Annotated in this window: 19 protein-coding genes and 1 pseudogene; 3 read left to right on the plus strand and 17 right to left on the minus strand. The window is 45.9% G+C overall.

Annotation, left to right across the window (positions count from 1 at the left end):
- Nucleotides 1-17: 17 nt before the first annotated feature.
- The 5 genes from HII30_RS12345 to HII30_RS12365 all read right to left on the minus strand — a co-directional run bounded on the left by HII30_RS12345 (nucleotide 18) and on the right by HII30_RS12365 (nucleotide 11,273).
- A complete protein-coding gene (locus HII30_RS12345; protein WP_169505342.1) occupies nucleotides 18-3,203 on the minus strand; it encodes a lamin tail domain-containing protein in 3,186 nt (1,061 codons plus the stop codon).
- A gap of 173 nt (nucleotides 3,204-3,376) precedes the next feature.
- Entirely contained in the window at nucleotides 3,377-4,105 is a 729-nt protein-coding gene (gene treR / locus HII30_RS12350) for a trehalose operon repressor (RefSeq protein ID WP_169505343.1), read from the minus strand.
- 57 nt (nucleotides 4,106-4,162) lie between these two features.
- Nucleotides 4,163-6,178, minus strand: coding sequence for a PTS system trehalose-specific EIIBC component (gene treP, locus HII30_RS12355; protein ID WP_169505344.1), 2,016 nt, complete (start codon nucleotides 6,176-6,178; stop codon nucleotides 4,163-4,165).
- Between the two features lie 37 nt (nucleotides 6,179-6,215).
- Nucleotides 6,216-7,925, minus strand: a complete 1,710-nt coding sequence (gene treC / locus HII30_RS12360) for an alpha,alpha-phosphotrehalase (RefSeq protein ID WP_169505345.1) — start codon at nucleotides 7,923-7,925, stop codon at nucleotides 6,216-6,218.
- A gap of 240 nt (nucleotides 7,926-8,165) precedes the next feature.
- Nucleotides 8,166-11,273, minus strand: coding sequence for a PAS domain-containing hybrid sensor histidine kinase/response regulator (locus HII30_RS12365; RefSeq protein WP_169505346.1), 3,108 nt, complete (start codon nucleotides 11,271-11,273; stop codon nucleotides 8,166-8,168).
- A 289-nt stretch (nucleotides 11,274-11,562) separates the two neighbouring features.
- Here HII30_RS12365 and HII30_RS12370 point away from each other — a divergent pair, with 289 nt between their 5' ends.
- The gene (locus HII30_RS12370; RefSeq protein WP_169505347.1) at nucleotides 11,563-12,420 is read left to right on the plus strand and encodes a GRP family sugar transporter; all 858 of its coding nucleotides are present in this window, start codon (nucleotides 11,563-11,565) and stop codon (nucleotides 12,418-12,420) included.
- Nucleotides 12,421-12,425: 5 nt separating this feature from the next.
- Here HII30_RS12370 and HII30_RS12375 read toward each other — a convergent pair whose 3' ends face one another.
- The 6 genes and pseudogenes from HII30_RS12375 to HII30_RS21630 form a co-directional block, all read right to left on the minus strand.
- Nucleotides 12,426-12,821: a hypothetical protein gene (locus tag HII30_RS12375; RefSeq protein WP_169505348.1), complete on the minus strand. Its 396-nt coding sequence runs from the start codon at nucleotides 12,819-12,821 to the stop codon at nucleotides 12,426-12,428.
- Nucleotides 12,822-12,841: 20 nt separating this feature from the next.
- Nucleotides 12,842-13,192: a VOC family protein gene (locus HII30_RS12380; protein WP_169505349.1), complete on the minus strand. Its 351-nt coding sequence runs from the start codon at nucleotides 13,190-13,192 to the stop codon at nucleotides 12,842-12,844.
- Nucleotides 13,193-13,433: 241 nt separating this feature from the next.
- Nucleotides 13,434-13,904 carry a hypothetical protein gene (locus HII30_RS12385; protein WP_169505350.1) on the minus strand — a complete coding sequence of 157 codons (471 nt, stop codon included), beginning with the start codon at nucleotides 13,902-13,904 and terminating at the stop codon, nucleotides 13,434-13,436.
- Entirely contained in the window at nucleotides 13,905-14,456 is a 552-nt protein-coding gene (locus HII30_RS12390; RefSeq protein ID WP_246246338.1) for a DUF4275 family protein, read from the minus strand.
- Between the two features lie 23 nt (nucleotides 14,457-14,479).
- Nucleotides 14,480-14,983 (minus strand): P-loop NTPase family protein, encoded by a 504-nt coding sequence (locus HII30_RS12395; RefSeq protein WP_169505351.1) that lies wholly within the window; start codon nucleotides 14,981-14,983, stop codon nucleotides 14,480-14,482.
- Nucleotides 14,984-15,037: 54 nt separating this feature from the next.
- Nucleotides 15,038-15,166: pseudogene (locus HII30_RS21630) on the minus strand (N-acetyltransferase); the annotation flags it as partial.
- Nucleotides 15,167-15,350: 184 nt separating this feature from the next.
- Here HII30_RS21630 and HII30_RS12405 point away from each other — a divergent pair.
- Both HII30_RS12405 and HII30_RS12410 read left to right on the plus strand, forming a co-directional pair.
- Nucleotides 15,351-16,187, plus strand: a complete 837-nt coding sequence (locus tag HII30_RS12405; protein ID WP_169505352.1) for an oxidoreductase — start codon at nucleotides 15,351-15,353, stop codon at nucleotides 16,185-16,187.
- Between the two features lie 92 nt (nucleotides 16,188-16,279).
- A complete protein-coding gene (locus HII30_RS12410) occupies nucleotides 16,280-16,732 on the plus strand; it encodes a MarR family winged helix-turn-helix transcriptional regulator (protein WP_169505353.1) in 453 nt (150 codons plus the stop codon).
- Nucleotides 16,733-16,735: 3 nt separating this feature from the next.
- Here the strand turns inward: HII30_RS12410 and HII30_RS12415 are convergent, their stop codons facing one another.
- From HII30_RS12415 to HII30_RS12440, 6 genes are all read right to left on the minus strand, one after another.
- Nucleotides 16,736-18,202, minus strand: coding sequence for a methyl-accepting chemotaxis protein (locus tag HII30_RS12415; RefSeq protein WP_169505354.1), 1,467 nt, complete (start codon nucleotides 18,200-18,202; stop codon nucleotides 16,736-16,738).
- A 150-nt stretch (nucleotides 18,203-18,352) separates the two neighbouring features.
- Entirely contained in the window at nucleotides 18,353-19,537 is a 1,185-nt protein-coding gene (locus HII30_RS12420) for an alpha/beta hydrolase family protein (protein WP_169505355.1), read from the minus strand.
- A 32-nt stretch (nucleotides 19,538-19,569) separates the two neighbouring features.
- The gene (locus tag HII30_RS12425; RefSeq protein ID WP_169505356.1) at nucleotides 19,570-20,523 is read right to left on the minus strand and encodes an alpha/beta hydrolase; all 954 of its coding nucleotides are present in this window, start codon (nucleotides 20,521-20,523) and stop codon (nucleotides 19,570-19,572) included.
- A 69-nt stretch (nucleotides 20,524-20,592) separates the two neighbouring features.
- The gene (locus HII30_RS12430; protein WP_169505357.1) at nucleotides 20,593-21,732 is read right to left on the minus strand and encodes an MFS transporter; all 1,140 of its coding nucleotides are present in this window, start codon (nucleotides 21,730-21,732) and stop codon (nucleotides 20,593-20,595) included.
- A gap of 314 nt (nucleotides 21,733-22,046) precedes the next feature.
- Nucleotides 22,047-23,231: a hypothetical protein gene (locus tag HII30_RS12435; protein ID WP_169505358.1), complete on the minus strand. Its 1,185-nt coding sequence runs from the start codon at nucleotides 23,229-23,231 to the stop codon at nucleotides 22,047-22,049.
- A 44-nt stretch (nucleotides 23,232-23,275) separates the two neighbouring features.
- Nucleotides 23,276-24,532 carry an MFS transporter gene (locus HII30_RS12440; protein WP_169505359.1) on the minus strand — a complete coding sequence of 419 codons (1,257 nt, stop codon included), beginning with the start codon at nucleotides 24,530-24,532 and terminating at the stop codon, nucleotides 23,276-23,278.
- Nucleotides 24,533-24,613 lie beyond the last annotated feature (81 nt).

A 24,613-nucleotide genomic window follows, 5' to 3' on the forward strand; every position in this document is an offset into this window, starting at 1 on the left:
TATTGTCCGTCTTTCGCTCAAATGGATTGGTAGTCCTCTGCTGTGAATGATTGTTCTCCGGCAGGAGCCTCCTCCCGAGGTGGTTCTGTGTCCGAAGCATTCTGGAACCCCTTAAACATTTCAGGTCTGGCCGCATCATGCAGAAACCCGCGATAGAAAGATACCTTCATGGAATCACCACTTGGATCCTCAACCCGCACTTTCAGTTCTGCATTACGTCCGGATTGGGTCTGCCCGTTCTGTGGGGAAACCAGTTCCGGCTTGTCTGGATTTTCTGCCGGAACCTCAAACCGAACGGTCTTCTCAGCCTTGTTGCCGGCATTGTCGATCGCTGTAATGGCCAGCTCCTGCGATCCTCCGTCCAGCTGCGAAGATGATGTATCCATTGGCAGCTGAATCTTCTTACCGTTCAGCTCTGCTGTAACTTCCTTCACCCCTGCATGCACGTCCGTAACCTCTGCATCTAATGTAAATGGACCGCGATAAAGCTTTCCCTCTTCTATGCTTGGCGTGATAACGGGAGCCGTGTTGTCGACGGTAACTTCTACAGACTTGGTCAACTCCCCGCTAACCGCTGTAATTTCATGTTCCCCATCCTCCACTTGCGTGGTGTCCCAGGTATAGGCTTTGGAAATAAACTGATCTGTCGGGATGTTAAATTTGAAGCCGATCGACTCATGTTTGCCTGCAGAATCGCCCATTTTAATTTCCTGATCGACTCTTGCGTAGGCCGGGTCTTGAAGTACCGTACCGTTGGCCAGAATCAGCCGAATATTCCGAATTTCAAAATCATCTTTATTCTCTTCCACCCGCTCATCGAAAGGACCGGACTTGGAGCCTGCCCGAATATAGATGGTATTGTCTTCACCTTCGACCAGACGGCTGGCATCAATCGGATAGCTCAGTGTCTTATACGAAGGGATCGGGTCCAGGAAGGTGTACAGAATGGTCTCATCCTTCAGCTCTTCAGGACCCATCGTTATCGCATTTTTAAAATAATAATCTACATTTTTAGCTTCAAAGGCAAAATACGCATCGTTTTCCAGTGCTTTTGCCGTACCAGCTGTTATATCCTTGCCATCAATGCGAAGGACAACCTGATCCGGTGAAGCATGCTCAGCGGTCCCCTTCACTACTACGTTTCCGCTGAGAAGCTGACGCTCACTTACATTCAGACGAAGATCTGAACGATCTGCTCCTCCCGTAATGTCAACACGGTAGTTCGGGGATTGTGTTTCGTTAAAGCCGTCGGACACAACATAATAGTACTCCAGGTATTTTTTGCCGATGAGATCAGCCGAAGTGACTTCATGATGAAAATGACGGTCACCGTAATCTTCAAGCAGACGATAAGGCGTGTACTCCTGCTGAACATCGGATCTCATATACAGTGTGACAGACGCCACTTGTTTGTCATCCTGTGCCCAGCCTCTGATCTTGAAGCCTTGTCCCTGATCACTCTCCGTTACACCGGTCCGGTCTTCAATGATTGGAGCCACATCATCATTCTCGATATGGACGGGCTGTGCCGGCACTTGTTCGGCACTCCACTGTCCCGGTGTAGGAAACATCGATCCGCTGCTTATTTTAATCATGCGCTCTGTCCCGTTTACTGGATACTTGTACTGCAGGCCGGTATCTTCTTTCGTTTCAGTCTTACCATCCTCGTACTGCGTATCTGCATCATAGTAGGCCCCCGAAATCTCTCGGCCCGTATTGGTTTTCAGTACGAGCGCCCGCCGTCCGGAATTAGCCATTCCTGCACTTTCCATACGGAACAGCTGAACATCCTCCTGAAGTGAGGTGCTGTAATAGGTATTAAAATCTGCAGCCGTCAAAGACCTGTTCTTATCATTAATGATCCAGAACACCACAGACTCCCGGGAAGGAATCACCAGATCCTCCTTCGATGGTGACCAGATGACATCACCGGAAGCCCCCTTATCGGGGTAGCGGTAATACATTTTATAGTTGCTGTAATTCAGGTCACGGTCCGAATTGTTGAATACTTCGATAAACTCATAGCCATCCGCACCGCCGACATTCTTCGAATTCGGTACGAGTTCAGTCACGAGCAAAGGGGGTACCTGCTGCGAATCGAACTCCGGAAAATTCGAAACTTGCACAGACATCCAGTCTGTCTGCAAAGTTTGTGTGCTGTCTTTTGCTGTGATCCGGTATTCCAGTGACGACTCCTCCAGCACACTGCCCTTCAGTACAGCTGAATACGAACCGTCTTTAAGGTTCATTGATTGTACTGTATAGCGAGATTGAGAAGGTGTCTTATACTGCAGCGTTACCGTGACCTGATCCGGAACAGCACCACCCGGTTGGGATGGATTTATCGAAGCTTTAAATTCAACATCCTGATTCAAATCCACCGCCGTCAAGGGATCATGATTCAAAACAAATGAAACTGGTGACTCCTCTTCCGGTACCGCGATCTGATCCGGCTGAATCTGCCCCGGTGTTGCGCTCTGCGTTCCAGCACCCTCCATCATGACCATCTCTGTACTGCCTGTCACCGGCAGGGAATAAAAAATACCTTTATCCGGCTTGGTTTGCTCGTCGTTCTGGTATGCAGCACTGACGATAACCTGACCGCTGCCATCCTTGATTTCCAGCTTTCTCTCGGCGGAATTGGACATCCCGCCGCCGCCCTCTACGCGGAAAAGATTCACACCCTCAGCCAGCGAAGTGCTGTAATTCAAATTGAACTGTTCTACAGACATTTCGGTATTCGCGATGTTCATCACCCACAGTACAATGGCTTGTCCGGCTGGAATCACGACATTCTCACTGCCAGGAACATTCCATACGCTTCCGTGATATACAAGCTCATAATCGTTCCAATTGATATCCTGTGCACTGTTGTTGTAGATTTCTACAAATTCATAAGCATCTGTCGCCGGCGAATATCCAGGTACATTGGTGCTGTCAGGAACCAGTTCTGTAATAAGCAATGGAGGCCCGCTGCTGTTTAAAGCCTGTATATCAACAGGGTTTCCTGCTGCTGGAGAATAAGCAGCCTCCGTTACGGACAGCACACCTTCCAGATTCTCATGTGATTCCATGATGTCTGTTGTATGTATAATTTCAGCGTCCTGAATGGGACTTGCATATCCTGCAGGGGCTGCCAAACCCATCAGCAGACTTCCGGCCGTTAAAACCGAGCCCCAGCGTTTGATGATTGTTTTATTCAAGTCTATTCACTCTCCCCAGGTTTCACAAAATCGTTCTGCACATAAATATACATGCAGTTTGTAAAGCTGGGATGCTGCTTTGGTAAATGTTAAGCTGATTTATGTAAAATAGGGCCGCCCCCAAGATCCAAGATCTTGTGGGACAGCCCCTTTACTCTGCACTCCTGACATCGTCAGGATTCTTCTACTACGATTCTCCGGGCAAAATCGACGAACTGGAACTTGTCGAGACGATGGCGGGATTCTGTATACTGAAAAAGTGTGGTGTCTTCCAAATGAACATAACCTCGTACTACGACGACATGGGAATCTTCGCCGAGATCCATGAAGGATTGATCCAGCTCGTTCACCTGGTCCACCGTAATAATTTTCTCAGCATAACTGATTTTGAGCTGCAGGGTTTGTTCCAGATAATGATAAATGGAATCTGTTGTAATTTCCTTCGTTAATCCGCTCACAACATCGGCGAGCAGATAATCGATATCCAGGATGACCCGTTCGTTATCAATTTCACGGGCTCGAATCACTTTCCATACGAGATGGTCCGCAGATACCTTCAGTTCCCTTGCAATCTCTTCACCGGCCGGAACACATTCTGTAACATAAACGATGGTTCTGCTCAGATAACCCATTCTTTCAGACAGCTCTTTGTAGCTGACAAGACCAGACACAGGAAACTTTAATTTGCCATTGTTGAGAACAAAAGATCCCTTGCCCTTCACTTTGTTAATATAACCGTGCTGAGCGAGCATATTCAAACCCTTGCGCACCGTTTCTCGCGAGGTATCATACGTCGCTGCAAACTCATGCTCAGAGGGCAATTTGCTCCCTGGCGGAAGAACGCCTGCGTCGATCTGTTGTGCCACTTCTTTATACAACGTCAGAAATATATTATTCTTCATCCTTGATCACCACTTATTATGGTATCACACTTACAGCAGTATAGGTTACGAGAGAAACTATTCTTCCGTAATGGCTATACGCAGAATCCGGGTTTCTCCCTGAACGGCTCGCCCTTCAAACTCTTCAACTGCACCGGCATGGTTTTGTCCGTCCGGTATGATTACCGGCGTGATAATTGGCAGACCGGCACGCTCGATGGCTTCCATATCAAACTCAAGAAGAAGCTGACCTTTGGTAATACTCATGCCTGTCTCGGCATGGGTCGTAAATCCTTCCCCTTTCAGGGACACAGTGTTGATGCCCACATGGATCAGCAGCTGAATTCCTCGTGCATCCTCAAGAATAAGGGCATGCTTGCTCTTGATCACATGGGCAACCGTTCCATCAAATGGAGCATATACTTTTCCTTCAGACGGACGAATGGCCACACCTTGTCCCATCTGCTTCTCAGCAAATGCTGGATCAGGTACCTGAGATAAAGGAACGACTTCCCCATGGATGGGAGCAAAAATATCCAGAAACGCTGCATCTGACGTAAGTGCTTCTTCAGCATCAGTTTTTACACGCTGTTCCGTTGCAGCCTCTCTGATAGGCTGGTCAACGCTCACCGGTTCAGCATCACAATCCTGTCCCAGCGCTGCCGGCGCTTTTCTCGCGCTTCTTGCCATCTGCAGTTTGCCGTACAGCAGCGTACCTGTGAAAGGTATGATTAACACGATCGCCATACCGATAAAGAACACGCCCCACTGGTTCGGGAAGATGGACAAGAATCCAGGAATACCGCCAACGCCAATGGAATTCGCTAATACGTTATTCATAGCCAGCAGCACCCCGGCAATCCCGGAACCAACCAGTCCGAAAATAAATGGATACTTGTGCCGCAGGTTCACACCAAAGATCGCTGGCTCGGTCACGCCTAAGAATGCCGAGACCGAGGAGGTTACTGCAAGTCCCTTGGATTTCTGTTCTCTGTAGATGAACATCATGGCCAGTGCCGAAGCACCTTGTGCAATATTAGATAATGCCAGCATCGGCCACAGGAATGTCCCGTTTTGACTGCCAAGAAGCTGGACATCGACGGCCAGGAACGTATGGTGCATCCCGGTAATGACCAGGACAGCATACAAACCGCCATAGATCAAACCACCCAGGGCCGAGAAGGAATCAAAGATACTAATCAGACCGGAGGTCAGGAAATTACCAATAGCAAAGGTGATCGGTCCGACCAGGATAAAGGCCAGGAAGCCTGTAATAAGCAGGGCAACCGGCGCTACGACCAGCAGCTTGATGGAATCATGAACACGTTTGTCCAGGAACCGTTCAATCTTCGCCAAGATGTATGCCGATACCAGAACCGGCAGCACCTGTCCCTGGTAACCGATGCTTTCGACCTCTAATCCGAACAAATTCCATACTGGAACGGTTCCCTCCAGCTTCGCGTCAGCATATTGATAAGCGCTTAGTAGACCCGGATTCACCAGAATCAAGCCCAGGACGATACCCAGCAGCGGATTCCCGCCGAACTGCCGGGCGGCAGACCAACCGATCAGCACAGGCAGAAAGGTAAAGGCCGTACCGGCAATCAGATTAATCATGGCAGCCGTATCCGTCCACTGCGGATGCACCTGAATCAGAGACAGGCCTTCGTAGAAAATGCCCGCTCCGGTCAGGATATTGTTAATTCCCAGCAGCAGACCCGCCATAACAATAGCAGGCAGGATGGGAATGAAGATATCTGCCAGTGTCTTGATGGCCCGCTGCAGCGGATTCTGCTTCTTGCTGGCCAATGTCTTCACATCATCTTTAGAGGCTCTGCTCCCGCCTGTGATATCAATCAACTCTTCATATACCTGGTCTACTAGACCAGGTCCAATGACGACTTGAAACTGACCCTGTGAAGAAAACTGGCCTTTGACCAGATCATTGCTGTCCAGTGCTTGTGCGTTCACCTTGCTTTCGTCCGCAAGAGAAAACCTGAGACGGGTTACACAGTGGGTAGCTGCTTCAATATTGTCCTTGCCCCCGATAGCCTGAACGATCTCTTCTACCTGTTTACGTTCATATTTGGCCATACCGCTGGCCTCCTGTCATTTTAGAATAGAATGCTAGTTAATTGATCAGCCACATGTAAGATCCATAAGGCTGGAGTCTCACAATCTCAGCCAGTGGTGGTGCTTCCACCGTGTTCCCCAGCATCAGTTCTGCCTCCGCTTTGAGATCAAGCTCTTTAAAAAAGGCATCCGGGAACCTGAATGACACTTCCTGATCACTAAAATTGGAAATCACAACAACCGTCTGCTGTTTATTGACTCTGGCATACGCATACACCTGGGGATGACCTTCATCAAGACGAACATATCGGCCGTCCGTCAGCACCGGAACCGTTTTGCGAAACTCAATCAGCTTGCGATAATGATGATAGATGGAACCCGGGTCGTCCATTTCCAACTGAGCATTGATCTCCCGATATCGTTCGTCTATTTTTATCCATGGAGTTCCGCTTGTAAAACCAGCCTGCTCACGATCGTCCCAAGACATGGGCAGACGTGCATTATCCCGTGAACGAACCGAAATAATATGAGCAGCTTCTTCCGCTGATTTTCCTTTTTCCTGGAGAATGTCATACATGTTCCTGGATTCCACGTCCCGGAATTCATTCATATCATTCCATTTTGGATCCGGCATTCCGATCTCTTCCCCCTGATACACATATGGCGTACCTTGAAGACCATGAACTGTTGTGGCCAGGAGCTTTGCACTTTCCTTACGATAACGGCGATCGTCGGTAAACCGGGTCAATGCACGAGGCTGATCATGGTTATTCCAGAACAGTGCGTTCCAGCCTCCACCCTCATACATACCAATCTGCCAGCGTGACAATACTCTTTTCAATTCTTCGAAATCATAAGGCATCAGCTCCCATTTCTGCCCGTTCGGGTAGTCCACTTTCAAGTGGTGAAAGCTGAACGTCATGGAGAACTCGTTCTCCTCCGGTCTCGAATACTGAATGCAGTGTTCCAGTGTCGTCGAAGACATTTCACCAACAGTAACGAGATTGTAGGGGCGGAACACCTTTTCATTTAATTCCTTCACATACTCATGGACTCTTGGACCGTCTGTATAAAATTTACGTCCGTCTCCAGGAGGAATTGATCCGTCATCATCTGGAAAATCCTGATTTTTGGAGATCAGGTTGATGACATCCAGACGGAATCCATCCACTCCTTTTTGAGCCCAGAACGTAAGCAGTTCCACGACTTCCTGGCGTACCTTCTCATTTTCCCAATTGAGATCCGCCTGTGTCTTATCGAACAGTGTCAAATAATATTGTCCGGTCTCCTCATCAAGCTGCCATGCTGGTCCGCCAAACTTTGACTGCCAGTTATTCGGCGGCCCGCCATCCGATGCCGGTTCCTTCCAGATATAATAATCTCGATATGGATTATCCTTAGAGGATGCAGCTTCCTTGAACCAGCGATGCTCTATAGAGGAGTGATTCACCACAATATCGATCATCAAATGCATGTCCCTGCTCTTGAGTTCTGAAACCAGTTCATCAAAGTCGTCCATCGTTCCGTAAGCGGGGTCAATATTATAGTAATCTGCCACATCGTAACCGTTATCATTCTGTGGAGACACATAGACCGGCTGCAGCCATACAATATCAATGCCGAGCCCTTTTATATAATCAAGCTTTTTCGTTAATCCCCGGATATCCCCTGTACCGCTGCCTGTAGTGTCATGGAAGCTTTTCGGATACACCTGATAAACAGTAGAAGTTCTCCACCAGTCCTGGGTAGGCTTTTCTGTCAATTTCATACCGACACTCCTCCTTCTTATCTTGTATATACAGGTTGTTGCTCAAATATCATATCCCTGTATATACAAGGTGTCAACCATATACCTATTAATACCCTGTTTGGACAGGTTTCAGTCGCATGAGCATATGAATTGTGAAATGTACACAAAAAAGCATCTTTCCATCCCGCTTTTCCTCGTTATAATCGGGGATTAGCGTTCGAAAGATGCTTCGTGTATCTCCTGTTTTTTATTTAAATTTTATTCTGTCTGTGCTATGCCCGGCTTCCCTTCCAAGAGAGGTTTATACGGTTCAAACCAGTGGCCCAGCACTCTTTTGACTTCAGAAACAAAGACCGGTTTGCTGATGAAATCATGCATCCCATAGGCGAGACAGGTATCTTTATCATTCTGCTGAGCAAAAGCCGTCACCGCTACGATAATGGGTGAATGGTTGTTGTCCAGTTGAAGAATGCGCTCTGTCGCTTCATAACCATTTAGTTCGGGCATTTGTATATCCATGAAAATAAGATCATAGTTCTTTCGCTCCGCAGCACGGACCGCTGCACATCCATTTTCCGCAGCATCTGCTTGGATGCCAAGCTTCTCCAATATTTTATTCAACAGAATCCGGTTAATATCATTGTCATCCACAATCAGTACCTTCAAGAAACCGGTTACGGTATCATCAGATTTGATCGGCTTCAAACTGTTCTTGATGCCATCCTGCATGGCATATCCGGCTTTCTCCTCATCCGGTTCCTGATTTCCAAGAGGAAGGGTAAAGAAAAATGTGGAGCCTTTTGGCACATTGCTCATCATTCCGATATTTCCGCCCATGAGCTCCACCAGTTTTTTGCATATCGCTAATCCTAACCCGGTCCCGCCATATTTCAGATTGATGGAAGGATGGAGCTGGGAGAATGACTGAAACAAAAGCTCTCTTTTTTCCTCAGAAATGCCGATGCCCGTGTCTGAAACCGTGATTTCGAGAGACGAGTTACCGTTCTCCGGAGCATTATAAGCAGGCTTCACTTCAATATGAACACGGCCTTCATCTGTAAACTTGATGGCATTGCCTACCAGATTGACTAACACCTGCCGAAAGCGGCCTTCGTCCCCATGGACAAGCTCAGGTATCTGAGGGTCGATGTCAGATCGTAAATCAATTCCTTTCTCCATCGCCTTGGGGAGGAACAGGTCCATGACATTACCCACGATTCCGTGAATGGAAAACGGATCATTGCTGAGCTCCATTTTGCCGGCTTCCAGTTTGCTGAAATCCAAAATTTCATTCAAAATACGCAGCAGTGCCGCGCAGCTCGTCTGGATCGTATTCAAAAAACTACGCTGTTCCTCTGTTAACGGAGTCTCGTCCAGCAAATCGGCCATCCCCATAATTCCGTTCATCGGCGTGCGGATTTCATGACTCATAATAGCCAGATATTCCGACTTTGCCTGATCCGCCCGCTCCGCCAATTCCTTCGCCCGCAGGATTTCTTTCTCAGAAGTGACATCCCGGAATACTACAACGGCTCCTTTATGTTCACCCTTGTCCATAATCGGTGTTACTTGATAGTGTGCCATGAAACTGGATCCGTCTTTACGAAGCAGCACCGTTTCACATGCCATCAACCTCTTACTGTTTTGGATCGCATGTAGAATATCACTATTTTCGGAATTGATATTCGCTTTGGTATGAAACTGACTCATACACTCATCGTATGCCTGTCCGATAATTTCATCGGGGTGAATCTGAAGCATTTGGGCGCCAGCCGGGTTGATAAACATCGGTTTTGCTTCTGCATCAAATCCAATAATGCCCTCGTTCACATTGTTCAAAATCAAGTTGTATTCACTGCTCAGTTTCTCGATTTCTTCTACATACCGTTTACGGTCAGTGATATCGTATGATATGCCGTATACCCCAACAATTTCTCCTTCTACAATAATCGGAATGTTTGTTGAGTTGATTTCAACCAGACTTCCGTCCTTATGGATGATCGTAAGATCGTAGCTTTGCGGCTGTCCCTGTTTGGCCAATTCGAAGTGATAGTTTGTTTTGTCCATATCTTTGGGATGAACAAGCGGTCCCCAGTACATGCCGATCAGATCTTCCAGAGTGTAACCGGTCAGCTCTTGCAAATTTGCATTTGCCGTTAAGTAATCCCCGTTCAGGTTCATGGAATACACCGCAAAGGGATTATGGTCAAACAGTGATTTATATCGCTGCTGGCTCTCCTGCAGCATCTTTTCAGCCTGCCGCCGTTCATGAATATCCCGGGAAATCGAAATAATCATCGTCACATTTCCCTCGGAATCCATCTGTACTCTGCTGGAGGTTTCAAACCACATATATGTTCCGTTTTTGTGTCGAAGACGCAGGGTGACATGTTCATGCTCCCGGCTGCTGTCTCTTTCCAAATATTGAGCGACCGCAGCATGATCATCAGGATGAATGAAATCAAATCCGCTGCATCCCAAAATTTCTTCCGGATCATAACCGAGCTTGGTCTTAGAAACTGGAGACGAGTATATCATCGTTGCTGCTTCATCTGGCTCATGCAAGGTAATCCAATCCGCCGAAGCATCGGCGATGAGTCGGTACATCCGCTCGCTGACCCTCAGCTTTTCTTCCATTTCATATGAATCGGTTATATCTTGATTGACGCCAAAGATACTGACCGCCTGATCGTTATTCCCTTTTGTGATTTCCCACGTACTCCGCATGGTTTTACGGGTTCCATCCGGTAACAGGATCTTAAAGATAACGTCATCTCCATGCCCGTTTTCCACACTATGCTTCAGGCTGTCCTTAACCCGGTATAAATCCTGTGGATGAATCCATTGGTAGATCGATTCCGGCGATTCGGAAATGAGCTCAATCCCCCCTCCAAACATCTCTCGAAGTTCAGGTGAACAAAATAAAGTCCCGCTTTCAAAATCCCATTCCCAGGAGCCGATCTGAATCATTTTTTGTGCATAAGTCCACATCATCAGCTCTCGTCTCTGCTCTGTTACTTCTCTGGCTACTGACATGAGCCCCGCATGGCCTCCAGGCATTTCCTCGACCGACGTTTCTTCCGTATGCATCCAGATCACTCGGCCGTCCTGATGTCGCAGTTTCTGCAGAAACGCTGACTGCTTCCTTTTCACAGCGCTGCATGCATTTGTATCCAGATCGTCCAGCATGAGCTCAAATTCAGACCGGTGCTTGCCGATCATGTCCCCCTGACGGTAGCCGATCACCTTATGACAAGACGGAGATATATATGCAATCGTGCCATCTGTATGATAAAAGGTTACCAGTTCACTGGCATGTTTAAGCCAGGCACCGGACCATTCTTGTTCTTGATGCAATGTGCTCATGGAACACAAACTCCTCTCCCAAATAACCATTGTTATATCTTTGGCTCATCCCTTAACTTCAGCAATGCAGCCTAAACCATTGCGGTGTATTTCTATTTTGAATAAAAAGGTCAGGATCTATGAATAAGATTACCCCAATATATCTATACGCTTCCCAGATGAAACTGAAACGGACATGAATGACCTGCGGAGATGCAGCCTGAAGTATACGGGCACCCTCTCTGGTAAACAATGATGTCAAAAGACATAAATTGTACATCATTTACTTATAAGGGGCAATTGAGTGATCATGGATATTCTGTTAGCACTTCTCCCGGCATTATTTTGGGGGACCATTGTTTTATTTAACGTGAAGCTCGGCGGCGGACCTTATAGTCAAACACTGGGCACCACACTGGGGGCTCTGATCTTTTCCTTTGTACTCTATCTGATCCAGCAGCCTGAGCTTACAATGACCATGATCATTGTTGGCGTCGTGTCGGGGATGTTTTGGGTGCTTGGCCAAAGCAATCAATTAAAAAGCATCCAGCTTATTGGCGTTTCGAAGACCATGCCTATATCCACCGGATTACAGCTGGTGTCTACCGCACTTTTTGGCGTCATTGTATTTCGGGAATGGAAAACGACGCAATCTGTTATTTTAGGACTGTTGGCTATTTTGCTGGTGATCATCGGTGTAATCTTTACTTCTTATGAACAACGCAAGGATGGAAGCAAGCTGTGGACAGCTGACTTTAAAAAGGGAATGGCGGTTCTGCTGCTTTCTACACTCGGTTACTTGTTATACGTAGTTACTGCTAGAATATTTGATGTGAACGGTTTTGAAGCCCTGTTCCCTCAAGCGATCGGGATGTGTATCGGTGCAGTCATATTAACGTCAAAATATAAACCATATAATAAATATGCGATTAAAAATATCCTGCCCGGGTTAATCTGGGCTGCGGGTAATATGTTTCTGTTTATCAGCCAACCCCGGGTAGGTGTGGCTACAAGCTTTACGCTATCCCAGATGGGCATCGTCATATCCACCTTGGGAGGCATCTGGATTTTGGGAGAAGACAAGACGCGAAAACAGATCATTTTTATTATGATCGGCATTGTATTTATTATTGGTTCTGCCTTCTTATTAGGGCTGACCAAGACGTGAAAATTTTAGTGGGCCGCTGCCTGGATGTTAATAAAGTCTTTAACCTCACTTAAATATGGTGTGATCAGCTGCACTCCATCTGTATCAACGACCGCATACGCCGGGAATGTATTTATGCCAATAGTTTTTAACTTTTTCTTCAGATCCCCTGTGGCCTCACGAGCCTGAGCCTGTGGAATAAGATTGGTGATCTTCTCATCAGAATTCACATAGGCATTCAACTCATGCATATCCAATTGATGATTCCCGATATCACCATAGAACAAATGAATGCTGAATTGTCCTTGTGTTGGTTTCAGGCCTTCTACAAAATCTGAACTCTCCTGCTCGCTGCAGCCTGAAGTGATTAGTACCATGGTTAAAATAAGTAGCGAGATCAACGTTGTTTTAATGTGATTCAATGTGCAGCTCCCTCCTGATTCTAACAATGACAGACCATCAGCAGATTGCCATCAGGGTCCTTGAAATTAAACCAGTGCTCATGTTCGATTTCGGTTATAATATTAACACCTTTGGTTTTCATAAAATCGTACGCTTGCTGGATATCTTTCGTGTTGAAATGAAATGCAGGCGTCTTGAAAATATGATCCTCGGCAAAAATTTTGCTGTCCAGCACGATGCTCGTTCCTTCCATTGGAACAATGTACAGATGGCCAAACAGAATTTCTCCGCCTTGAGGCATGCCAAGAATTTCGCAGTACCAATCCCGAGCGCGCTCAATATCGCTGACAGGAATAAACACGGTTCCGATCTGATTCATAATAATGCTCATTGTTGTTTTTCCCTCCTGTTATTATAGGCTAATTGTCATATGTATATCTTTCGGCTCTTTACGAAACAGTTCTTCGTCCACCTCATCTGTCATCTCACTGCCCATGCTTTTGTAGAAGGACACGGCTGATCTAGTCTTGGTATTACTTCATAGGTGAACAATTCGATATCTCGCCTGTCTTCCTTATGTTATCGTTTCCAAATTATACATTCAGACTATCATTTTCATCCATAGTATGTTGTTATTTCAGATGCTTTGTTTCACGAACCACCTGTTCTTTTACTTCCTCTGACTCTTTTACCGTCAATGTTTTCTTATAAAAGGGGGTAGCTTGATCAACCTCATCATCCAGATGAATGGTCAGCGGTTCCTTTACGAAATCCTCGCTTGTGTGGCTGCTGTTGGATTGAGTATTTTTCAACGTCCTGGAATACGTGGTCGACAGCTTCGTCTCTATATATTTTCCGTCCTGATCATAATAATCTTCGATGGCGCGAATTCTTGTTTTGACTTCACGATCGTTATCTTTGACATATGTAATCGAATTCACCTTTTGATAACCAGAAAACACATACATTCCGTCTTCTTCTTCCAATTGTTCGATCACAAATGCTTCAACCGTGACATGATCCCAAATCACCGATTCATTTTGTTGGCATGAACACAGTATCAACAGCAAAATTACTGCCAGCCATGCTTTGATCAATCTCACTCAGCCTTCCTCCCCATCTCTTCCGGTCCGTTTATTACCTGCTTGGTAAAAGTAAGGGCCGCACATGTCTTCGTGAGTGTGTATGTAGGTCCACTTAAAGCTCTGATCAAAAATATAAATATCCTGTTCCGTATCGAAATCCTCAGCGAGGATATGTTGAGCATTCTTGTACAGCTGCACATTGGGTTTATTCTGATACATAACGTAAACGTCGTCTTTAGGGATATGATCAAAGGCTTCTCTAGCAGCATTACCCTGTAGACATTCCTGTATCTCAAAACTAAAAATATGCCATTTATATTGTTCATAATGTATGGCGGATTTTACTTCTTCACTGATCTGGGCGGTAAAAGATCGGTCCCATTGTTCGATTAAAGCTTGAGACCGGGATTCCATTTCGGAGACAACAACGCCTTTCTCCTGAAACCTAATCTGAAATTGAAATCGGTCATAGATCTCACGTACAGCCCAGAAAATAGGACTTAATTCTTTTTCTGGAAGCTCATCGAGCATCTTGTTAATATGATTTCGAACCATATAATCACCTTCCATTTAAGTTTGAGGTAAGAGTATCTTCATAATATTAAGGTCACGTCGTCCAGATCTGTGGAATCGGACAAGCGAATAAGCTTATGTTCATATGGCTGCAGCCTGGCTTCGAACGACACTCTATTGCTTTCGAACTCACGAGTCCAACGATACATCATTTTCAGCATTTTAAGGTTTGGTTTGTAATGAGATGTCTCGATCCCGAGCTTCTGTTTCAACATTCTCGTAGCAATCCTGATCTTACGCTTCCATAATGGTGGATCCACCAGAATGACAAGATCGGCCATGTCCAATAGACAACGGTAGGATTCACGGTCTGTCCCTTCAAAAATCCAAGGTCCTTCACTGTCGATGGTTCTTATCACTTCAACCTGCTCTTCCGGTGAGCGCTTCTTTCTGCCCTCTGACGTCTCAAGATGAACGATACAATCCAGTTCGAACCATGGGATATCCAGCTGTCTGGATAACCGCTTTGCAAGTGTCGTTTTGCCGCTGGCTACTATACCCAGTATGTAGATGTTTTTTGACATGTGACATGTATGTAGATGTTTTTTGACATGTGACATCTTACCCCATATCATTTTTTAGCTTATGCTTTTACTAAACATGATTTCCAGCGGCTCGTGATCTTGTAACAAACACCCCGCATCACGATATCCAAGCTTTCTATAAAAATGCTGCGCCTCTTCATTTGACTGCGTAGATGTCATGACCGTACTAATCACATAGACTTATCATAACAATGAGTCAACGAAATTAAAACCTGGTTCGCCAAGAATAAAAACAATAAGTTTGAGACAAAATACTATGTAGGGTTTGACAAAATAAATAACAGCTACTATAGTTGTATGTACAAACAACATATTGTTTGCACAATTTTTCGAGGAGGAATTTTAAATGAATCAGCCACAAGTATGGTTTGTAACGGGAGCTTCGCGCGGATTTGGCCGGGAAATTGTAAAAGATCTGCTGCAAAGAGGAGATAAGGTCGCAGCCACGGCGCGGAATACCGAAAGTTTATCTGATCTGGAATTTGAAGAAGGCCAGCTGTTACCTCTCAAATTAGATGTAACAAATGAGTCTCAAGCGATAGAAGCGGCAAAGCAAGCGGTGGAATATTTTGGACGCATCGATGTCCTTGTAAATAATGCTGGATTTGGTGTCATGGGCGGAGTTGAAGAAATCAGTGACAAGGAAGCCCGTCAAGTGTTCGATACCAATGTTTTTGGCTTATTGAATGTTACACGTGCAGTGCTGCCTTACATGCGTAAAGAACGTTCTGGCCGTGTTCTTAACCTGTCCTCTATTGGCGGACTGATCGGCATCACTTCTTGGGGTATATACGGATCCACCAAATTCGCAGTTGAAGGCATCTCCGAAGCCCTGGCTCAGGAAGTTGCGCATCTCGGTATCAAGGTAACCTCCGTTGAACCTGGATTCTTCCGTACTGATTTCCTTGATTCTTCTTCTCTCAATGTTGCAGAAAAAGAAATTGAAGATTACGCAGAATCAGTAGGTAAGTGGCGTAAAGACATGGCGGCCACTAACAAACAACAGCCGGGAGATCCGGTGAAAGCTGCAAAAGCAATGATCGATGTGGCGAAATCGGATAACCCTCCGGTACACCTCATGCTCGGTAACGATACTGTAGATGGTGTAACAGAGAAGCTCGAAAACCTTCAGAAGGAAATGAAGGCGTGGGAGCATGTTTCGCGCAGCACGGACATTGAATAAAAGGTTAAAAAGCAGCTCATCTCGAGCTGCTTTTTTCATACACTTTATCCCTCTGCAACGAAGTAGTATACTATGCTGGAGGTGAATGCTTTATGGAAGGCGAAACGATTGAAGAACTGCTGCAGGATTGTCTATATTTCACAGTGAAGAAAATGGATCGTTTACTGGATAAGCTGGCTGAAGAATCTTTCCGTTCAACTGGACTATCTCCTACTTACGGTTTCATGATGGTGGCTGTTAACGAAAAAAATGGAATTACGCAAAAAGAACTGGGCGAACTGCTGCACATTGCTCCTTCGACGATCACACGTTTTATCGAAAAATTACAATACAAAAACTTAGTATATAGTGAACATATCGGCCGGATGACTCATATTTTCCCGACTGAACAAGGAAAAGCGATATTGGGCGATATCCGTAAGGCTTGGGATGAGCTGTATGACAAGTATTCCGCTGTTCTCGGTGAGGAGCATGGTGAGGAACTTACAGCCTCCATGTATAAAGCGGGAGATATGCTGGATGAAGGAATGAATCGCAAATCATAGCCTTCATTGTTTCATGATCAGTCCGTTCATTTCTTGAATGAGCTGATCCAGCACCTTGAAGCTGTCGGTCATCTGCTTGACAAATGACTGCTGATGGCTTACACCGCCCAAGATTTGCTCAGCAGCTGCACTGGATTCCTCTGCCACAGAAGAAATCGAGGTTACTTCCTCCAGGATTTTCCCTGTCATCTGCTCGAAACTTATCGTCTTGCCAGCCATTTCTTTGGCCTGTTCCGACACCTGACTTGTATTTTGAGCGATAAGCTCAAACATATCTTCAGACCGTTGTGCGGATTCCAGGCTCTTCTCCAACGATACTTTTCCAATTTGCACCTGGCTCGTTAATTGTTCGATCCGCAGTCCGACCTGATTCAGAATCTCTGTAATCTGGAAAGCGGAGTGCGAGGAGTTTTCTGCCAGTTTACGAATTTCAGCAGAAACGACAGCAAAGCCTTGACCATGCTCACCTGCCCGGGCAGCTTCAATTGCAGCGTTCAAAGCGAGCAGGTGAGTTTGGTTTGCCATATCGTTGATGACTGTTAAAATCCCCTTAATATGATGATTTTGTTGATTTAACTCTACCATCTCTTCCGCAAACATTTGAATCATGAGGTTGGCGGAATGAATGTTCTCCCTCATCCCGGCAACTTGTTCACTGCCTTGTGTCGTGATTTCCCTGGTGTGTGACGAAAGAGAGCTCATCACGGATGAGTTGCGAGCCATTTCTTGAATACCATCGTTGGGTTCTTCAACGAGTAAATGAATGCCGGATACGCTCTCAGTTTGTGTTTCGATCCCCTGAGCGACTTCACTAAAGCCTCGATTGAGCTCGTAAGTAACTTTTTCCGTGGTTGCCACTTTATTTTCCAGCCCAGCATAAAATTCATTCAAGGTCCCGAAGGCGGAAGCAATTTGTTCTAAAAGCATGTTCGAATTTTGCTGTGCCTCGTACACTTCTCTTCCTCGTAGAGACATATCGATAAGCAGCTTATTGATGATACGGATCAATGTAATACAAGTTATACTTACTTGAAAAAAGCCAAATAATCCGCTGGTCATGAGCTGATCTGGACTTACAATTGAACCTCCGGTAATGACTAATGAAATCAAAATCATGCTTACTGCCGTAATAGCGAGAGGTACGAACGAAGGATACATCGCCATCATGGCAATAAAGGATGTCGCCATCATCGCATCCCAATTCCCTGATACATAGGTTATAAATACATTGAACAATATAAACACAGACATAATGATATAGGGTGTAATTAAAGCCAGCCTTTTGACCCTCGCCAGAATCGTAATAACCGTACCGATAATCACATTGGGCACCAGCATGCCAAAACCCATCGGATCACCGCTCAATCCAAGATAAATACTGGGAACCAGTGCAAATATCCAATAGAGAACGAGGATCACTTGGGTGCGATCCATGTACACCTTATCTAATTGATCCCTACTTATGTTCATAATATCCATCACCTTCTGTTATTAATTGGTGCAGCGCACCTTAAAATCAAAATAAGCAGCGCAATCCAATAGAGGATTACGCTGCTTTTCGCGAATAGATAAAGCAACTGCAGCCTGCTTAATCACGAATTCATAAGCTTTTGTAAAAAATCAGTATTTATCAAATGGTGCCGGGGTGCCGTCAAATATAGAGTTTCCAGTAGACACATCCCGGGAAAAATGTTTGACAAAGTCCCACTGTATTCTTGCAAAGCTTCCGTGCATCCAGTGAGGACAGTTATCCACCGCAATAAAACGTGTGCGAATAATACCATCGCGGCTTTCAATGTCTGCAAAATAATGATTCGTATCGTCGATGATGACGGTTGCCGCTTCAGAAGCCGGTATTCCTACCTCACGCTCAGCCCTACGGTCTTCTCCATAATCCCTTGTAGCAAGCGCTTCATCCAGCGTAACAGCTGGACAATCATTGATCCGGAACCACATATTCGGGCGGGAGATCGCTTCTTCGGACGTCCGGTTATGGTCTAAACCATTGTTGGTTTCTCCGCTTTGTGACTGGTATACCGGATATGGTTGTCCATAGTCACACAACCCTGCGATGTTGATGATGGGAAGTTTGCAGGCTGCCATCTCTGCCATCTTCTTCTCAGAAGGCAAATCCCAAATAAACGGAAGTAAAAATGAGTTCAGCATGATACCAGCAAAGAGAGACGGCCGTTCACAGGCCAGTGCCACCGCCCGGAAGCCTGGGGAAGAAAAGCCGGTCAAATATACACGGCTGCGATCTACCGGAAGCTGTTCCATCGATTTATCCAGGATTTTTAGATAGATATCCGACGAAGGCATTTTTCTTCCTTCGGATGCTAGAGAAAGTTTGAACGGCGCACCTGGCTGTACATATGGATAAACGAGGATTACCTCTTCCTCAGCGCATACGAATGCGTGGCCGTAGCTCTCTGCGATAAAATCCGTTTTCCGGTTCATTTGAAACAGATAAGGATATTTACGATCTTTATTTTCAGGAAGATATGCAGATACAGGAACGTAGCTGACCCAAGGTGTATCAGTGTCGGTATCATGAATCTCCTTCACCAGTCCTTTGCCGTAATGCTTCCAAAAGTCCAGTACTCCCTTATCCATCCCATGGGTATATTTCACAAGAAGCTGATTGTGGAACAAAAAATGTTCTCCCTGCTTGCTGTGAAGGTATTTCTCATAATTAAAAGTATGGTCTCCCATATCTACGAGCAGCTCGTGCAGCGTCTTTCTGCCTTCGTCCTCCAGTGTTTTCAGCGGGCGCTCAAACCATTCCTTGTTTTCGTAGTTGTACATGTTGTCTCCTCCCAATATCAATCTATATTTATCTATTTCTGAAATACGCGATCCAAAAATCTGAAGACCATATCTGTTCTTTCCAGGTCTGTCAGGTACCATGGATCATGGTGATGCTCCTTTCCTTCTCCGATCTCAAGCATGACTCGATCTTTACCTGCCTTGTTCATCAAGGCTTCTGCGAACACCAGCGATTGGTCAACCGGTACAATGGAATCCGCCGTTCCATGCTGGATGAGAAAAGGCGGGATATTAGGGTGCGCATACGTGCATGGATCCGCTAGTCTTACAAGTTCCGGGATATCGGTAATAGCAGCCCCCAAAATCCATGATTCCGGTGAATAGGGATCATTATGATTAAACTTCTCATTGCTTAGACCTCTTTTGGCAAGGGCCGGATCCATGTCCAGAAAGTTTCCGGTCGGAGCACACCAGGTCACTGCGGCTTGAACTTCACTGCTGATTTCTGCATTCCCCATCGACAAATCTTCAAAGGCCGGATTGCCCCCCGTCACCCCAAGCATCCCTGAAATCCATCCTCCAGCAGATGGACCGATAGAAGCAATGGCACCTGGATCCAGATCATATGCAGCAGCATGGGCACGAATAAACCGAACAGCAGCTTTAGCATCATAAATTAGCGCCGGAAACTTGGCTTCTTTACTCTTCCGGTAACCTACGCTGACAAGGGCATATCCTTTTTCAAGCGCTCGAAGCATCGGTTCGATATTAACGTCTCTTTTGTCGCCGGCCACGAATCCTCCTCCGTGAAAATAAATCAGCACAGGATAGGGCTTCACACCATGTGGAGGCAAGTAAATATCCAGCTGTTGAGAAGGAGACTGGGCGGCATATGGGATATCCAAATACTTATTCGAAATATGTTCGATATTATCGTCAGGGAGCATTGGAATAGACAAGGAGCCTACCTTAAACTTTGGATCTGTAAATCTGGTATTTGGATCTGTTGTAACACTCTTATTCATCTGCAGTTCCTCCCGCTGAAAATTTTCTTTTCAGAGCTGTATTTAAAGTTCAGAGCGTTAGCTCGGATATTAAGGTGTTTGTGCCAAATCTTCTGAACCATGCGTTGTGACTTGATTTCTCGTTGGAATCGGATTCACAAACAGGAACAAAATCGTAATGAGCAGGAAAAATCCGGTGGCAATCATCAAATGCGGATACAGCACACTGCCAAAAAGATGACCGACTAAACCTAAGAAATAAGTGCACAGGAACACGCCCAGATTGAAACATATTTGAAGAATATTAAATACCATCGGAGCTGAAGAATGAGACACCTTCATGCCGACCAGCGTATACCCATAAGCCATACTGGTGGAGAACATAAACCCGCACAAAGCTGCACCCAGCATCAATGTAAAGGTGTCCTGCCCCAAGAGCAGCAGCACAGCACCAGTAGCACCCGTTAGGAAAAACAGGCTCAGCGGCTTCTTCAAGCGCTTCATACACTGTCCAAATACCATACCACCCACAGCACCCGCTAGTGTGTAAACGGATACAGCTATACCCGAAAGAGCCGGACCGCCGACTTCTTTATCGGCAAAATAGATCGAGATGTTAAATTGAATCGGTATGATAATCATGCTGCCAATCAGGAAGAACAGGGAAAGCAGCCAGATACTGCTCCGGTTTTCACGCTTTTGTTCAGGCGAAGCTGGTTTATGTTCAATGGCATGGTGGCTGACCGGTTCCGGTTCAGGTAAAAAGAATGCAAACACCAATGGAACCAGACCCACAAAAAAGATCAAAAATGAGTATTTCCAGTCAATAGCTGCTAAGAATCCGCAGAGCAGCAGCACAACGACTCCGATGCCGTCCGCGACAAGCTGACCATATCCGATGTAGGCTGTCCTCTTGTGACCTTGGAATAAACCGGTTACTAAGGCGTTGCCTAACTGTACGAGCATCCCGCAGCCAAAACCGAATACAGCACGGAAAATCAAGATCACTTCAAGACTGCTGTGAAAGAATGTCGGCGCTACCCCACCAATAATGAAGAGCAGTGAACCAATAATGACGACGGTTTTATATTTTATTTTTTTACCGACAACCAAGCCTGTCAGCAGGGCAGAGATCATTAATGTGATACTCGGCAACGTCGTAATCAGATAGAGTGTAGTTTGTGAAGCATCTGCAAACTCCCTGAAGATCGATGCCAAAGCCGGTGACAAGAATCCCAAGCCTACATTTAGCGAAAATTAAAAATACACTTACGCGGCTCAACCCTGTTATTGATCTGTCCATATGCTTACCCCCGATTTTAGAATTCAACAAACATGATATGATCTGTTCTGTTTATGATGGTTACATGCATCTCCTACGTTAACCTGCCAGCTTCAGCAACCGCTTTCACATTCTGCGCAGATTATCCAAAATTTTTCTCACTTCTTCCAGTAGATCACTCCTTCAATTGGAATGGGATGACCTCGAAGCACTTCGTAATTACAAATTACAGTATGGAGTAACCCCATAGTCAATCCTGTTTTTAACGAATTTTTATTTTCTTTGAACCTTTGCTGCGAGCCGTGTCGAATATGGATCCCGTTACCGGATCTCGAGAGAATCGGCTAAAAAACTCCCATACTAGCTCCGGCAAGGATGGCGTCGGCCAGTGCGGAATATCGTCAATACAAACCATGCGGAACCATGAATCACCTGATTCGTTTATGAAATCGCCGATATAATGCTTCACTCCGCCCATTATCCGTACTTCCGTCTGATCCAGGGGGCTCCCTATCATTCTCGCAACGGGATCCTCACTGAATGCTGCCGCCTGGATCTCATCTATACTCATTTCTCTGCATCTTGCTGCGTATAATCTGCGCTGCAGCATCTCTACCTTTTCCTCCATGGTCGTCGGTTTCCTGAATCCAAGCCTGGCCTCAGGCGGATCAAATTTCTGGGTTGAGTAGTGGTAATGGTTCAGGTTGATTTCACTGTAAATGGGATACTGCTGTGATTTCTCGTATCTTCCTGCAGCGATGATAACCGGCAGATCGCACTTTCGGAGTTGTTCAACATATTCGTCAGAGACGAACGGATCATTCACGCAGGCATAATTCCCGCAGGGGGCACTGGCTGCAAAAAGCATCGGATTCTTCATTGTCACCATGCTGCTTATGACACCACCACGGGAAAATCCTGTACAGTACACACGTGAAGAATCCACGGGATAAAGCGCCTTTACTTCACTCAGCAGCTGCAGCAGGCTGTCCTCTTCCAGATTTTCCGGCATAACGACAATGACTTCATGCTCCGCTGCCACATGAATAAACCCCCACGTCTCGGACAGATAAATCGGATTCCCTCCCCCGTGGAGCACAAATAACAGCGGATATTTTTGATAGGCACGCTTCGGGTCATCAGCAGATGACGGGACATAAGAAGCCCATTTATTTTCAGGATCATCCTTATTGTGCAGTTCTTTCTTCAGTCCTTTCCCTGTCAGTCTCCAATACTCCAGCACCTCAGGGTCATCTTCGCCGCTGTTCTCTGCATAATATCGGATGCTGCTGATATAACGTCTTCCCAGATCACTGTTCATGTACCGCTCGGGATTGTATTCAGGAGTTCCCAAACGAATCAGCATATTGTAAGGCGACTCCTTCTGTCCTTTCATTTCCGTTTCAAAAACGGGGGTATGCCAAAGCAATGAATGATCATGATTCATCGTTTCTGCCTCCTTCTAATCAGGTGGTTGTAGTCCATTCAAACTCATCTGACCCACTTTTTTTTCCTGCCCAGGATGTAAATGAGGAGAGCCGCTGCTGAAACTGCCGAGCTTAAGATAAACACCCATGCCGTGCCTGTAACATAAGCAATCCATCCCCAAACTGCTGCACCTAATCCGGTACCGATATCAATCATCATCAAAAACGTCGCATTGGCTGAACCACGGCGTTCTTTGGCTGCTGCGACAACGGCCATGGCATTGATCTCAGGCTGAAGTGCCCCCATGGCAATGCCATAAAGCACCGCACTGGTTAATAAAAGCGGCAGTGAAGATGAGATCACAATCCCCGCCAAACTAATCGATAACAAAATAAATCCGGGAATGAGGATAACCGCGGAACCAAATTTCATGGAAATTCTGCCTGCGCCCAATCTGACGATTGCCATCATCACCGCGCTGACTGTGTAGAATAATCCAAAATTCAAGATCCCCTTTTCAATCGCATAAACAGCTAAAAAAGTCCCGACCGAACAGTTGGCAATCGCCACAAACAGCATAAAGATCGACGGTTTCCACGCATCCGCTTCGAATATCCGGTTTAACCACGTAATCCTTTTATTTACGTTTGCTTCGCTGTCTATCCCGCTGCTCTCTGATTGTTGCAAAAGCACGGTGCTTCTGTCCTGGATATACGGGCTGTTCTTCTCGTAACGGATCATGAAGCCGATAATAAAGACGAGAACCATCACCGAAAACACAGCTGTAAACAAACTCTTGAAGCCATAGGCATCTTTCAAGGCCAGCGCCAATCCGGGAGCGACTGCCATGGCAATGGTCTGGGAAAGGCCCAGATATCCGATCCCCTCTGACATCCTGGAATCTGGAAGAACGTCGCTTGCCATTGTACTGATGGCTGTTCCATTCCAGCTGAACCCAATCCCGCTGATCGCCCTGATTACAATGAACAATCCGATCGGCATGACAAAGATGTAGAGTCCGGAAGTGATGCCGAATAAGGCTGTACCTATGAAAAGAATGACAAACCGGCCCTTCTTATCCATAAGACTCCCTGCCATTGGCCTGAAAATCAGAGCGGTTAAAGTAAACACGGTGGTCATTAATCCCGCAGTCAGCGCACTGTAACCGAGATCCAGGACATACAGAGGAAGTATCGTATTCTGCATTTGCGTACAAATTCTAACGGCTAGAGATATAAACAGCACCTTCAGAAAAGCATCGGTCCATATCGATTCTTTTAGCCTTACGTCTTTTTTAAGATCAGCTTTGATTTCATTCACTTGTTTTCTCCTGTTCTGTTGAATTATCTTGAAATAAATGAGCCATAGTCATAAAATAAACTATCGAGTAACTCCATAGTC

This window comes from Paenibacillus lemnae, assembly GCF_012933385.1.
GTDB lineage: Bacteria > Bacillota > Bacilli > Paenibacillales > Paenibacillaceae > Paenibacillus_AQ > Paenibacillus_AQ lemnae.